The organism is Pseudomonas sp. TH21, assembly GCF_016651025.1.
Taxonomy (GTDB): domain Bacteria; phylum Pseudomonadota; class Gammaproteobacteria; order Pseudomonadales; family Pseudomonadaceae; genus Aquipseudomonas; species Aquipseudomonas aylmerensis.
In genome coordinates this window covers 5,214,204-5,227,239 of sequence record NZ_JAEKEQ010000001.1, presented here as the reverse complement: position 1 = coordinate 5,227,239, position 13,036 = coordinate 5,214,204, and the positions used below count along the sequence as shown (strand labels likewise).

Below are 13,036 nucleotides of genomic sequence, written 5' to 3'. Positions count from 1 at the left end.
TCGATGATCCGTGAAATCCTGAAAATGGGCGACGAGCGCCTGCTGCGTATCGCGCCCCCTGTGCCGCCGGAAATGTTCGACAGCCCCGAGCTGTGGCAATTGATCGATGACATGTTCCAGACCATGGAGCATGTGGGAGGCGTCGGCCTGGCTGCGCCGCAGATTGGCGTCGACCTGCAACTGGTGATCTTCGGGTTCGAGGCCAGTGAGCGCTATCCCGACGCGCCGCCAGTGCCGCAGACCATTCTGATCAATCCGTTGATCACACCGCTGAGCCCGGTGCTGGAAGAGGGCTATGAGGGCTGCCTCTCCGTGCCCGGCCTGCGCGGCGCCGTGGACCGTTACCAGCAGATTCGCTACGAAGGTTTCGATCCCAAGGGCGAGCCGATCGTGCGTTTTGCCGATGGCTTCCATGCGCGCGTGGTACAGCACGAGTGCGATCACTTGATCGGCCGGCTGTACCCGTCGCGGATTACGGATTTCAGCAAGTTCGGGTTTATCGAAGTGATGTTCCCGGACATGGATCCTGCGGCTGACGAGTAAACCCCTGGCACAACCCATCAAAACGGTGGGAGCGGGCTTGCTCGCGAAGGCGGTGTATCAGTCACGCATGTATCGACTGATAAAACGCATTCGCGAGCAAGCCCGCTCCCACAGGTTGATGGCATTTCACGTCAGGTTATTGCGCGGGTTTGACGAACCGCAAGGTCATCCGATCCGACTCGCCAATCGCCACGTACCTGGCCTTATCCTGTTCTCCCAGCTTCAACGTCGGCGGCAAGGTCCAGACTCCGCCGGGATAGTCCTTGGTGTCCTTCGCATTGGCATTCACCTCACTTTGTCCCGCCAGCTTGAAGCCTGCATCGGTCGCCAGCTTCACCACTTGCGCAGTGGTCAGGTAACCGCTGTCCTTGATCGCTTCCAGGTCCGCGCCATCCTTGGCCCGGTGATCTTCCACGCCCAGCACGCCGCCCGGTTTCAGCACCGTGTAGAACGCACGGAAGGTGGCGTTGGCAGTGTCGGCCGCCACCCAGTTATGCACATTACGGAAGGTCAGCACGGCGTCGGCTGAACCGGGTTTGCCCAACACCGGCGCCTTGGGGTCGAACTCGACCACTTCAGCCTTGGCATAGCGCGCCGGGTCGGCAGCGAATTTCTTCTTCAGGTTCTCTTCCGAGGTCCGCGCATAGGCACTGCTGCTCGCCGCCTGCACGGCGGCAATGTAATGCCCGTGATCCTTGAGCAGCGGCGCCAGCAGTTCGCTGTACCAACCGCCACCCGGGGTGATTTCGATCACGGTTTGCCTGGCGCCCAGGCCAAAGAACTCCAGCGTCTGCTGCGGATGACGATAGCCGTCACGCGCACTGTTGGCAGGGTCACGCCAACTGCCGGCGAGTACGCTGGCGTACTGCTTGGCGCTGATCGGTGCGTCGGCGGCCTGGCTGAAGGTGGGGACGAGGAGGGCGGTGAGGGACAGCGCTGCAAGCGTCGTTTTCATGATCATCCTGTAGAGGGCTAGGGTGCCCCCGAGGCTAGCATGGGCCCTCTGCCGGCCGATCACACATTATCTGCGGTGAACCGCACCAAAGGTTCTAAGCACCGATTTTCAAGCCCATGGCGATCATCGGCTTGTTGCGTTTGTACCGCACCAGTCGTTCGCTGAGGGACTGCGGCAGCCGCGTGTCCTGGTTGAAGCCGATGCGCTGATACAACCCTTCCAGGTCCGGATGGCACAGCAACCAGACCGTGCCGTCCACATCTGCCACGGCCTGCTCAATCAAGCGCGCCGCCAGCCCCTGGCCGCGATACGCCGGGTCGACAAACACCCCCGTCAGCCACTGCCCGCCGACCACCGGCGTGAGGCACAGGCCGGCGACAATCTCGCCATCGCGCGCCACCCACAAACGGCCGCCCTTGAGTGCCTTCATCGACGAATCGTGGCGGCGGTAAAACTTGTTCAGCAGCGGCCACAGCGGCTCTGCCAGCGGTTCGAGGTGCAGTTGGGGCATGGTGTTCGCGCAACATAATCCAGGGCCGGAGATTATAAGCGCCTTCTGTGGGGCAATAGGTGGTATACCCAGTGTTACATCCCCTGTAAGTGGAGCATGCATCATGGCCAAAGGTATGGATTCAAAGAAAGCCGCGAAGAAAAAACCGGCAAAGACCGCCGATGAAAAGCGCGCTGACAAGAAAGCCAAGAAGTCCGAGACCGGCCTGTTCGGTCACTGAGTTACAAGCTTAGAACCAAACGATCTGCAAGATTTTTGCGCCTCATTGCACAGAGCAGGAAACACCTGCTCTGAGCTGCCGATGGCCAACTACCTTGATGAGACCCAACGCCGGGAAATCGAAGCCCTGGCGCACAGTTTTACCGCCCGCACCGAATGGCCGACCTGGCTGTTGTTGATCGGCGTCTACGCCGGCTGGTTCGCCATGGTCCTCGCCAGCCACTGGCTGGGTGTGGGGCCGAGTATCGTGCTGCTGATTCCCATTGTGACGCTGTGGCTGTCCGTGCAACACGAGCTGCTGCATGGCCATCCCACCCGCTCGCGCCGGCTCAACAAACTCCTCGGTTATGCCCCGTTCGCCGTGTGGTACCCCTACACGCTGTACCGCGACAGCCATCTGCTGCACCACAATGATGACGACCTGACCCTGCCCGGCATCGACCCGGAAAGCCGCTACCTCAACCAGCAGCAATGGGACAACAGCTCACTGTTCGAACGTGGCGTGCATTGGCTGACCAAAACCGTGCTCGGTCGTTTTCTGCTGGCCGCGCCCTTGGCGATCACCCGCCTGGCGCGCCATGAATGGCAGCGCCTGCCACAGGTCTGGCCAATGTGGCTGGCCCACGGCGCGGTGACGCTGCTGATGCTGAGTTTCATCGCCCACTACAGCGCGCTGTCAGTCGTGCAGTACCTGCTGCTGGTCAGCGTGCCGGCCTTGTCGCTGGCGTCGATCCGTTCCTACTATGAGCACCGTCCGCATCCGCAACCGGAGCAACGCACGGTGCTCAACGAGGCGTCGTGGCCGTGGACCTGGCTGTTTCTGAACAACAACCTGCACCTGGTGCACCACGACTTGCCGCAATTGCCCTGGTATTTGCTGCCCACCGTCTACCGCGCCCGTCGCGAGCAGTGGGTGGCGCGCAGCGGCGGGTTCCTGGTGCAGGGCTACGGTCAGTTGATCAGCCGCCACGGGCTCAAGGCCATCGACAGCCCGCGCCACCCCTTTGCCTGAGAGACCCGCATGAGTGATCACTACGCCGAGCTGCTGATGTATGTCGCGCCGGACCCCATCCAACAGGCCAACCAACAGTGGTTGACGCGAATCCTGGAGCACCTGGGCCTGGGCCGGCGCGACGCCGCGCATCTGGACCTGCTCGGCTTGTGGCTGGCCCCTGAACTGCTCGTTACCCAGACCTGCGGCTACCCGCTGATGACCCAGCTGCGCGGTCAGGTGCGCGTCATCGGCCGGCCACGTCATGAATTGCCGCACAGCAGCAACGGCGCCCATTGCAGCCTGCTGCTGGCCCGCGCGGACAACCCGCACACCGACCTGGCGCAGTTCTACAACAGCCGTGGCGTGATCAATGGCCACGACTCCAACAGCGGCATGAACCTGCTGCGCGAACGCTTGGCGCCGTTGCAGCAGGACGGTCGGTTTTTTTCCAGCGTCGGCATCAGTGGTGCCCACCGCGAGAGCCTGCGCTGGTTGCGCGAGGACCGTGCCGACCTGGCCGCCATCGACAGCGTCACTTACGACTACCTGGCCCGTTTCGCCCCGCAGGAAGTGGCGGGGCTGCGCGTGGTGAGCCACAGCGCGCCCAGCCCGACCTTGCCCTACATCGGCCCGCACAGCTTGAGTGAGGCGCAGGTTGCAACGATTCGTGCGGCCATGAACCTGGCGTTGCAGGACTTGCCGCACGTGGTTGAAACCCTCGGCTTGCATGCGGTGCTGCCGGCCAGCGAAGACGACTATCAGGTACTCCTCGACTACCAGCAGCACGCCGCCAGCCTTGGCTACCCGGTGCTTGAATAAGGTTATATAAAAATACCTTTTAAGTATTATTAAAGAATAAGCAGCCTTGCTAGGATCGCCCCACCGGAACACCGGACATAACGCGCAACCTACTCAGATGGAGCCACTATGTCCGGCGCCGACACTTCTCACAGCGATTACGTGGGCGGATTGTTCCGCAGTCATTACGACTGGCTGTGCGGCCGTTTGCACCGCCACCTCGATTCGCGGGCGCACGCCGAAGACATCGCCGCCGACACCTTCGTCCAGCTCCTGAGTTCGCCGTCGGTGGAGCCGATCCGCCAGCCCCGCGCCTTGCTCACCACCATCGCCCAGCGCCTGATGTACCAGCTGTGGCGCCGTCGTGACCTGGAGCGCGCCTACCTCGACGCCCTCGATACCGACGACACCTGCACTGCGCCGTCGCCCGAAGACCTGGCGCAAATGCTCGAAGCCCTGCAAGCCATCGACCAGTTGCTCGACGGCTTGCCGGCGAAGGTCAAGGCGACCTTTCTGCTGTCGCAGCTCAATGGCCTGACCTACCCGCAAATCGCCGCCGAGCTGGGCATTTCCCAGCGCTCGGTCAGCGACTACATGACCCGCGCCTTCAATCGATGCCTGCGGCTGTGCCTGGAATGAACGACGAACTGATCGACAGCGCCACGCAGTGGTACGTGCTGCTGCGTTCCGGCCAGGCCACGGCGCAGGATTGGCAGCGTTATCACCAGTGGCGCGCGGCCGACCCCCGCCATGATGCCTTGTGCCGGCAGTTGGAGACCCGCCTCGGGGTGTTCCAGGTGCCGCAGGCGCAAGGCGTCAGCGGCAAAGTCGTGCAGCAGGCGTTGGAGGCGCCGTCCAGTCGCCGCCAGGTATTGCAGATCGCCCTGGCCGGCGCCGGCGTGGCCGTCGGCGCGGTGCTGCTGGCCAGACCCATGGGGCTGTCGGAACTCACGGCGGATGTGCGCACCGGCACCGGCGAGCGGCGCACCGTGACCCTGGATGACGGCAGCGAATTGCTGCTCAACGCCCAGAGCGCGGCCGACATTCAGTTCGACCCGCAACGGCGCCTGGTGCGCCTGCGCGAAGGTGAGCTGCTGGCCAAGGTCGCCAGTGATCGCCTGCGGCCGTTTCTGATCCAGACCGACCAGGCGCGCCTGCGCGCCTACGGCAACCGCTTTCTGGTGCGTGAGCGCGAAGGGCAGGGCCAGGTCGTCGCGCTCAACGGCGCCGTCGAAATCGATGGGCAGAACGGCGAGCGCCTGCAACTGGCCGCCGGCCATGAAGTGCATTACGACCGCACGGGCTTCGGCCCGATGCAGGCCAGTTCTTCCGGCGCCACTGCCTGGGTGGACGGCTTCCTGCAAGTGCGCGACCGTCCGCTGGCTGAGGTCATCGACGCGCTGCGCCCCTACCACCAGGGCGTGCTGCGCCTGGATCCGGCCGTGGCCGAGTTGCGCGTGAGTGGCCTCTACCGCCTGGACAACCCCCAGCAGATCCTCGACACCCTGGCGCGCACCTTGCCGATTCATATCACCCGCCGCACCGGCCTGTGGGTGACCGTTAGTGCGGCCTGATTTGCTGTGGGCGTTGGCTTGCTTGCGATGCCTGCCCGTTACACCGCGTCGATGCCATCGCAGGCACGCCAGCGCCTACAGGGTTTGCGCTTCGAAAGTGGGTTCTAAGGACATAACCAAACGATCTGCAAGTTTTCCCGCGGCCGTCCCACATCACTCCCGTAAGCGCTGCGGGGAGCAGCGTTCTCGAGTTTCCTTGGGGGGAGCCAAAGTGAATCAGTTCAACCGTGTGCCGCTGCGAACCTTTGCCCTGGTGCCGTTGGCCAGTCTGTTTTTTTCGTTTGCCGCCAGTGCCGAAGAGGCGCGCCAGGTCTACCACATCGCTCCCGGCCCGCTGGATGAGGTGCTGCTGGACATCAGTCGCCAGAGCGGCCAGGTGATTTCGTTTACGCCGCAACTGGGCAATTATTCCTCGGCCCGTGTCGACGGTTCGCTGTCGGCGCAACAGGCGGTCGACGCCGCGCTCAAGGGCACCGGCCTGCACGTGCAGGTCAGCCCGGACGGCGCCTTTGTGATCAAGGAAGGCGCGGCCAAAAGTGCCCAGGCCACCAGCAGCGTCAAGGCCCAGACCAGCGCCGCCCAGGCACCGACCCTGGACCGCGTGGTGGCCATTGGCACCCGCCGCAGCGACGCCACCGCCCTGACCAGCGCGGCCCCGGTGGACGTGATCAACGCCGCAGAACTCAAGCAAACCGGCGCCACCAGCCTTAACCAGGCACTGTTCCAGTTGCTGCCCTCGTTCAACTTTCCGCAGAACAACAGCGCCACGCGCGGGCAGGATCCCAAGGGGGCCTCGCTGCGTGGCCTGTCACCCGACCAGACCCTGGTGCTGATCAACGGCAAGCGCCGGCACACCTCGGCGGTGGTGAATATCTCCGGTGGCGTGCCGTTCATTGGCGCGCAGCCGGTGGACCTGGACATGATCCCCATCAGCGCCATCGACCATGTCGAAGTGCTGCGTGATGGCGCCTCGGCGCAGTACGGCTCGGATGCGGTGGCCGGGGTGGTCAACATCGTGCTCAAGGAGCGTGACAGCGGCGGTGGCATCAACACGCAATTGGGCAAGTACGCCCAGGGCGATGGCTTCAGCAAGACTACCGACGGCTGGTACGGCATCGGTTTGCCGGGGGATGGTTTTCTCACGCTGAGCTTCAACACCCTGAACAACAAGCCCGACGATATCGGCGACAAATACGTCGCCGACGGCCAGTTGCAAGACCCGCGTTGGGGCGGGGCCGGGCGCGACAAATACAACCTGGCGGCGAATGCCGAGATCGGCCTGAACGATCAATGGCGGCTCTACAGCTTCGCCACCTTCGGCCAGGACACCTCGGTCAACAACACGCCGCCGCTGTTGGCCAGCAGCCCGAACAACGTCGCGTCGATCTACCCCGGCGGCACGATTCCCAAATACCGCTACCGCTATGAAGACGGCGCCGTCACCGTGGGCACGCGCTATGAAGACGAATCCATCGGCCGCTTCGACCTGAGCGCGACGTATGGCCGTGACGAGCACGACGAGTTGGCGTTCAACACCGTCAACCCGAGCTATGGCGCCAACAGCCCGACCAAATTCAACGTCGCGACGCTGGTCAATGATCAGACCAACATCACCCTCGACTATGCCAAGGACCTTGACGTGAACTGGTCCAGCCACCCGCTGACCGTCTCCGCTGGCGTGGCCTACCGGCACGAGCAATATCGCCTCGAGGCCGGGGACTACGATTCCTACTCCTACGGCGGTATCGACAACGTGCAGGTGGGCGCGGTGCAAGCGTCGGGCTTGACCCCGGACGATGCCGGCACCTTCAAGCGCGATGTCGGCGGCGTGTATTTCGGCCTGGAAAACCAGGTCACCGACAAGCTGCAAGTCGGCGTCGCCGGGCGCACCGAGCACTACTCGGACTTCGGCTCCGCCACCACCGGCAAGCTCTCGGCGCGCTATGACTTCACCCCGCAAGTGGGGCTGCGCGGCACGATCAACAATGCCTATCACGCGCCAAGCCTGGGCCAGATCGGCACGTCCTGGACCACCACCACCAACCTCGATGCCAATGGCAACCCGGTGCTGACCCGCATGCTGCCGGCCGACAACCCGGCAGCGCGGGCCCTCGGCGCACAGCCGCTCAAGCCGGAGAAGTCCACCAACTACTCGCTGGGATTGGTACTGCGTCCTACCGAGCATGCCTCGCTGACCATCGACGCCTACCAGATTTCGATTCGCGATCGCTTGTTGTTCAGCGGCGGTATCTCGGGACCGTTGGCTGAGCAGATCCTCACCAATGCCGGCTACGGCCAGTACTCCTGGGCGCAGTTCATGACCAACGCCGCCGACACCCGCACCCGGGGCGTCGACATCGTCGGCAAGTACAACCTGGACCTGGCGCAGTTCGGTGACCTGAACCTGTCGGCCGGCTATACCAAGGCGCGCACCACCATCGAGAAAGTCCACGAGAACCCCAACGGTTTCGAGGTGCTGACCCGCGAAGCCCGGGGCTTTATCGAGCACGGCTACCCCGAAGGCAAGCTGGTGTTCGGCGCGGTGCACACACTCAACCAATGGACCATTGCCCTCAACCAGACCCGCTACGGCAAGTACCGCAAATACGCGGCCGCCGAAGCCAACGCCCAGTACGACCAGGTGTTCAGTGCGCAATGGACCACTGACCTGGACGTGAACTACGCGTTCACCAAGCAGCTGCGGGTGTCGGTCGGTGTGAACAACCTGTTCGACAGCAAGCCCGATGACTTCAATAGCCGCCTGCGCCAGACGCCGGGGCAGCAATACAGCTACCTGTCGCCGACCGCGCCGGAAGGGGCGTTCTACTACACGCGGCTCAGTTATGACTTTTAAACCCTGATCTTGAAGGGTGTGGAGATCAACTGTGGGAGCTGGCTTGCCGGCGATTGCATCACCTCGGTCTTCCTGAAAAACCGAGGTGTCTGCATCGCAGGCAAGCCAGCTCCCACACTGACACTGCCCACTCTGGATCTGTTTTGAATCTCCAAGAGGCTACTCATGAGAACACTAAAAAACCTGCTCGGTGGCTCGCTATTGGCACTCACCGTCCTGGCACAATCAGCCACGGCCGCCGAACCTGCCAAACCCATCCACTTCGGTGACATCACCTGGGAAAGCGGCAGCCTGATCACCGAGGTCCTGCGCCTGATTGTCGAGAAAGGCTACGGCCTGCCTACCGACACTTTGCCCGGCAGCACCGTGAGCCTGGAAGCGGCCCTGGCCAAGGACGATATCCAGGTGATCGGCGAAGAGTGGGCCGGGCGCAGTCCGGCGTGGGTCAAGGCCGAAAGCGAAGGCAAAGTGTTCGGCCTGGGCGACACGGTCAAGGGCGCGACCGAAGGGTGGTGGGTGCCGGAATACGTGATCAAGGGCGACGCGGCACGCGGTATCAAACCGTTGGCGCCGGACCTCAAGTCGGTGGCCGACCTGGCGCGCTACAAGGATGTGTTCCGCGATCCCGAAGACCCGACGCGTGGGCGTTTCCTCAACAGCCCAACCGGCTGGACCTCGGAGATCGTCAACAGCCAGAAACTCAAGGCCTACAAGCTCACGGACAGCTTCGTCAACTTCCGCACCGGCTCCGGCGCGGCGCTGGATGCCGAGGTCGCGTCGTCGATCCGGCGTGGCAAGCCGGTGTTGTTCTACTACTGGTCGCCGACCCCGCTGCTGGGGCGTTTCAAGCTGATCAAGCTGGAAGAACCGCCGTTCAACGCCGAAGCCTGGAAGACGTTGTCCGACGCGAAAAACCCCAACCCGATCGGCACCCGTTCGATGCCGGCGCGCCTGGCGATTGGCGTGTCCGCGCCGTTCAAGGCGCAGTACCCGCAACTGGTGAGTGTGTTTGAGAAGGTCGACCTGCCGATTGATCTGCTCAACGGCATCCTCGGGGACATGAGTGAGAAACGCACCCCGCCCCGCCAGATGGCTGAAGCCTTCCTCAAGGACCATCCGCAGGTCTGGCAGCAATGGGTTCCGGCGGATGTCGCCGCCAAGGTCAAGGAGGCGCTGTGATGCTGAAGATGTTTGCTGGCGTTGTCCTTTCGTTGATCGCCGGCCAGGTGTTGGCCGCCGAACCCGCCACCTTGCGCATCGGCTACCAGAAAAGCTCGGTGAGCATGGTCCTCGCCCGTGAGCACAAACTCTTCGAAGCGGCGTTGCCGGGCACCCAGGTGCAGTGGATTGAATTCCTCGGCGGCCCGCCGCTGATCGAAGCCCTCAACGGCGGCAGCCTGGACATCGGCAATATCGGCGACATCCCGCCGATCTTCGCCCAGGCCGCCGGCATCGAGTTGCAGTACTTTGCCGTCGAGCCCAACGAGGGCAAATCCGAAGCCGTGCTGGTGCCCAAGAACAGCAACGTGCAAAGCGTGGCCGAACTCAAGGGCAAGCGCGTGGCGTTGCTCAAGGGCTCCAGCGCGCACAACCTGTTCCTCAAGAGCCTGCTGCGCGCGGGCTTGCAATGGAAGGACGTCGACGTGGTGTACCTGTCACCCTCGGATGGGCGCGCCGCCTTTGAACAGGGCAAGGTCGACGCCTGGGTGGTGTGGGATCCGTACTATTCGGCGGCCGTGGTCGACGGCTCCGCCCGCGTGCTCGGCGATGGCCAGGGCCTCAATCCTGCGGGTACGTTCTTCGTCGCCAGCAGCGCGTTTGTGACACAGCACCCGCAAGCCATCGGCCCGATTATCCAGACCCTGGCCAAGGCGCAGCGCCTGTCCCTCGACCAGCCCGAGGAAAGCATCGCGCTGATGGCCAAGACCCTCGGCCTGCCTCCGGCGGTGGTCAAGAGCTACTTCGAACACCGTTCGTCGACAGCGATCCGCCCGCTGCAAGCCAGCGACATCGCCACTCAGCAACGCACCGCCGACCTGTTCTTCGCCAACGGCCTGATCCCGAAAAAGGTCGATGTGCAGCAAGTCGTCTTCAAGGCCCCATGACCTTGCAGGAGCCCGGCAAGCCGGGCTCCAGCGGAGGCGGGCAGGCGCTATTCCATTATCAGTGAGCAGACCATGCAACCGATCTACATCGACTTTCTCAACGGCCTCGACATCGACGAGCTGGGCCTTACTAACGATGAAATCCTCGCCGCCATCGAAGCCAGCCTGGGTATCCAGGGCCGCGGCGAGGCGGTGATCGAGCCACGTACCCACCTGATTCCCGGCGGCGGTATCAACGGCCACTTCAACGTACTGCGCGGTGTACTCGGCGGTGATATCGGCTACGCCGGCGTCAAGGTGGTGGGCGATTTTGTCGACAACTACCGCAAGGGCCTGCCCTCGGAATTGGCGATCCTCAACCTGCTGGACCCGGCCACCGGCATCCCCAGGGCGATCCTCGACGCTTCGGCGATTACCGACATGCGCACCGGCGCGGTCACCGCCATTGGCGCCAAATACCTGGCCCGGCCCGACAGCAAAGTGCTGGCGCATATCGGCGCGCGCGGCACCGCGTACTGGAACGTGCGGCTGCTCGATCACCTGTTCGACTTCGAGGAAATCCGCGTGCATTCGCGCCGCAGCGAAAGCCGCGAAGCCTTCGCCGAGCGCCTGCGCCGCGACCTCGGCAAACCGGTGATTGTCACCGACGACTGGGAGCCCACCGTGCGCGGCGCCGACATCGTGGTCGAAGCTTCGCGCCTGGAGCAACCCGAGCCGTTGCTGCGTACCGACTGGATCAAGCCCGGCGCCTTTGTCGTGCCCTACGGCACCATGAGCGCGGTGGAGCTGTCGCTCACCGACATCATGAGCAAGCTGGTGGTGGATGATTGGGGCCAGTGCAAGGGCGGTATGTTTGGCGCGTTGCGTGCGCACGTGGACGCCGGAAAACTCAGCGCCGAGACCTTGCACGCCGAGTTGGGGCAGATCGTCGCCGGTTTGAAAAGCGGCCGTGACAACCCCGAGGAAACCATCCTGTTCTGGCACCGCGGCTTGAGCCTCAGCGACATCGCCCTGGGCCATGCGTTGCTGGAAAAAGCCAAGCGCCTGGGGATTGGCCAGCGGCTGCGCTGGGCATGATTCACTTCGATCCCCAAGGGTTGGCGCTCGCCGATTTGCTGGCGATTGCCCGGCAGGATGCCCCGGCGGATTTCACCGTCCAGGCGCGACAACGTATCGACGCAGGCCATCGGTTGCTGCTCGAGTTGGCGGCCGCAGGCACACCGATCTATGGCGTGACCACCGGCCTCGGTGCGGCCGTGGATACGCAGGTGGCACCGCAGCAGGCGAACATTCCCCTGGGGCGTGCGGTGGGCGTCGGGCGCCTGGCCAATCGACAGGAAGTGCGCGCGATCACGGCGGCGCGCCTGGCTGGATTGGCCCAGGGCCGCGCGGGGATTTCACCTGCGGCAGCGGACGCCTTGCTGGCGTTGCTCAACTCGGGTGTCGAGCCCGAGGTGCCACTGCTCGGATCGCTGGGCGAAAGTGATCTGGCGCCCCTGGCACACCTGAGCCTGGCGCTGGACGTGCCGTTGACCGGCAAGGATGGCCTGGCGCTGGTGTCGGCGAATGCGGCGAGTGTCGGGCTGGGCGCCTTGCTGGTCTTCGAGGCGCGGCAGGCGTTGGAGGCCTTGATGGCGGCGCTGGCGTTGGCGTGCGAAGGCTACCGCGCCAACCTCAGCCCGTTCCAGCCGTGGGCGTCACGCCTGCGCCCGGCGCCAGGGCAGACTGAACAGTCGGCCGCGTTGTTGCAGTTGCTGGCCGGCGGCGAGCTGGCAGACCAGCCCCGCCGCCTGCAGGACCCGCTGAGCTTTCGCTGTGCCACGGTGGTCCAGGGTGCGGCGCAGCAGGCGTTGCAGCAACTGCATGCACTGGTCGAACTGGAACTGCGCAGTGGTGCGGATAACCCGGCGTTGATCAGCGAAGACGCGTTGGTCTTGGCCACCGCCAATTTCGACAGCACTCACTTGGCGCTGGCCGCCGAAGGCTTGGGCCTGGCGCTGAGTCGCGTCGCCGCGTGCAGCGCCGAACGGATTGCCAAGCTGCTTTCGCCGACGTCCAGCGATCTACCGCGTTTTCTGATCACCCAGCCAGGGCATGTGGGGATGGCGGCGTTGCAGCGCACCAGCTCGGCACTGGTCGCCGAGATCGGGCATTTGGCCAATCCGTTGCCCGCCGTGAGCGTGCCGGTGGCGGACCGCGTGGAAGACTACGCCGGGCAGGCGCTGGCGGTGGTCGACAAGACCCGCCGCCTGACCGAGCGCGTGTTGTGGCTGGCAAGTATCGAGCTGATCGTGGCGGCACAGGCGGTGGACCTGCGCGGCCCCTTGCGACTGGGGCAGGGCGTGCGGCAGATTCATGCCGCGGTGCGCAGCCGCGTGGCGCACCTGGATCAGGATCGCTCGGGCTCGGTGGATGTACTGGCGCTTGCCACCTTCCTCGAATCCAGCCCCTTCCCCCTGTAGGCGCCGGCAAGCCGGCTGCTA

General features: G+C 64.1%; 12 protein-coding genes. 10 read left to right on the top strand and 2 right to left on the bottom strand.

Going from position 1 to position 13,036, the window contains the following annotated elements; genetic code table 11:
* The first annotated feature begins 3 nt into the window (after positions 1-3).
* Positions 4-543: a peptide deformylase gene (gene def, locus JFU04_RS23085; RefSeq protein WP_065909029.1), complete on the top strand. Its 540-nt coding sequence runs from the start codon at positions 4-6 to the stop codon at positions 541-543.
* A 136-nt stretch (positions 544-679) separates the two neighbouring features.
* Here def and JFU04_RS23080 read toward each other — a convergent pair whose 3' ends face one another.
* A complete protein-coding gene (locus JFU04_RS23080) occupies positions 680-1,498 on the bottom strand; it encodes a class I SAM-dependent methyltransferase (RefSeq protein WP_120449655.1) in 819 nt (272 codons plus the stop codon).
* Between the two features lie 94 nt (positions 1,499-1,592).
* The gene (locus JFU04_RS23075; RefSeq protein WP_201145775.1) at positions 1,593-2,009 is read right to left on the bottom strand and encodes a GNAT family N-acetyltransferase; all 417 of its coding nucleotides are present in this window, start codon (positions 2,007-2,009) and stop codon (positions 1,593-1,595) included.
* Positions 2,010-2,310: 301 nt separating this feature from the next.
* Here JFU04_RS23075 and JFU04_RS23070 point away from each other — a divergent pair, with 301 nt between their 5' ends.
* From JFU04_RS23070 to JFU04_RS23030, 9 genes are all read left to right on the top strand, one after another.
* Positions 2,311-3,240: a fatty acid desaturase gene (locus JFU04_RS23070; RefSeq protein WP_201145774.1), complete on the top strand. Its 930-nt coding sequence runs from the start codon at positions 2,311-2,313 to the stop codon at positions 3,238-3,240.
* A 9-nt stretch (positions 3,241-3,249) separates the two neighbouring features.
* Positions 3,250-4,041 carry a phosphate/phosphite/phosphonate ABC transporter substrate-binding protein gene (locus tag JFU04_RS23065; protein WP_201145773.1) on the top strand — a complete coding sequence of 264 codons (792 nt, stop codon included), beginning with the start codon at positions 3,250-3,252 and terminating at the stop codon, positions 4,039-4,041.
* Positions 4,042-4,149: 108 nt separating this feature from the next.
* Positions 4,150-4,659 carry a sigma-70 family RNA polymerase sigma factor gene (locus JFU04_RS23060; protein ID WP_065909044.1) on the top strand — a complete coding sequence of 170 codons (510 nt, stop codon included), beginning with the start codon at positions 4,150-4,152 and terminating at the stop codon, positions 4,657-4,659.
* Entirely contained in the window at positions 4,656-5,594 is a 939-nt protein-coding gene (locus JFU04_RS23055) for a FecR domain-containing protein (protein ID WP_201145772.1), read from the top strand. The genes JFU04_RS23060 and JFU04_RS23055 overlap by 4 nt, the downstream gene beginning before the upstream one ends.
* 211 nt (positions 5,595-5,805) lie before the next feature.
* Positions 5,806-8,448, top strand: coding sequence for a TonB-dependent receptor domain-containing protein (locus tag JFU04_RS23050; RefSeq protein ID WP_201145771.1), 2,643 nt, complete (start codon positions 5,806-5,808; stop codon positions 8,446-8,448).
* 165 nt (positions 8,449-8,613) lie between these two features.
* Positions 8,614-9,627 carry an ABC transporter substrate-binding protein gene (locus tag JFU04_RS23045; protein WP_201145770.1) on the top strand — a complete coding sequence of 338 codons (1,014 nt, stop codon included), beginning with the start codon at positions 8,614-8,616 and terminating at the stop codon, positions 9,625-9,627.
* A complete protein-coding gene (locus JFU04_RS23040) occupies positions 9,627-10,553 on the top strand; it encodes an aliphatic sulfonate ABC transporter substrate-binding protein (protein WP_120449646.1) in 927 nt (308 codons plus the stop codon). The genes JFU04_RS23045 and JFU04_RS23040 overlap by 1 nt, the downstream gene beginning before the upstream one ends.
* 72 nt (positions 10,554-10,625) lie before the next feature.
* Positions 10,626-11,630, top strand: coding sequence for an ornithine cyclodeaminase family protein (locus tag JFU04_RS23035; protein ID WP_201145769.1), 1,005 nt, complete (start codon positions 10,626-10,628; stop codon positions 11,628-11,630).
* Positions 11,627-13,015, top strand: coding sequence for an aromatic amino acid lyase (locus JFU04_RS23030; protein ID WP_201145768.1), 1,389 nt, complete (start codon positions 11,627-11,629; stop codon positions 13,013-13,015). Before JFU04_RS23035 ends, JFU04_RS23030 begins: the two co-directional genes overlap by 4 nt.
* Positions 13,016-13,036: the final 21 nt, after the last annotated feature.

Bases quoted from the DNA above. Each gene is read 5' to 3' on its own strand.
- JFU04_RS23070 (WP_201145774.1), top strand. From the start codon at position 2,311: ATGGCCAACTACCTTGATGAGACCCAACGCCGGGAAATCGAAGCCCTG.
- def (WP_065909029.1), top strand. From the start codon at position 4: ATGATCCGTGAAATCCTGAAAATGGGCGACGAGCGCCTGCTGCGTATC.
- JFU04_RS23045 (WP_201145770.1), top strand. From the start codon at position 8,614: ATGAGAACACTAAAAAACCTGCTCGGTGGCTCGCTATTGGCACTCACC.
- JFU04_RS23035 (WP_201145769.1), top strand. From the start codon at position 10,626: ATGCAACCGATCTACATCGACTTTCTCAACGGCCTCGACATCGACGAG.
- JFU04_RS23030 (WP_201145768.1), top strand. From the start codon at position 11,627: ATGATTCACTTCGATCCCCAAGGGTTGGCGCTCGCCGATTTGCTGGCG.
- JFU04_RS23075 (WP_201145775.1), bottom strand. From the start codon at position 2,009: ATGCCCCAACTGCACCTCGAACCGCTGGCAGAGCCGCTGTGGCCGCTG.
- JFU04_RS23060 (WP_065909044.1), top strand. From the start codon at position 4,150: ATGTCCGGCGCCGACACTTCTCACAGCGATTACGTGGGCGGATTGTTC.
- JFU04_RS23055 (WP_201145772.1), top strand. From the start codon at position 4,656: ATGAACGACGAACTGATCGACAGCGCCACGCAGTGGTACGTGCTGCTG.
- JFU04_RS23065 (WP_201145773.1), top strand. From the start codon at position 3,250: ATGAGTGATCACTACGCCGAGCTGCTGATGTATGTCGCGCCGGACCCC.
- JFU04_RS23080 (WP_120449655.1), bottom strand. From the start codon at position 1,498: ATGAAAACGACGCTTGCAGCGCTGTCCCTCACCGCCCTCCTCGTCCCC.
- JFU04_RS23040 (WP_120449646.1), top strand. From the start codon at position 9,627: ATGCTGAAGATGTTTGCTGGCGTTGTCCTTTCGTTGATCGCCGGCCAG.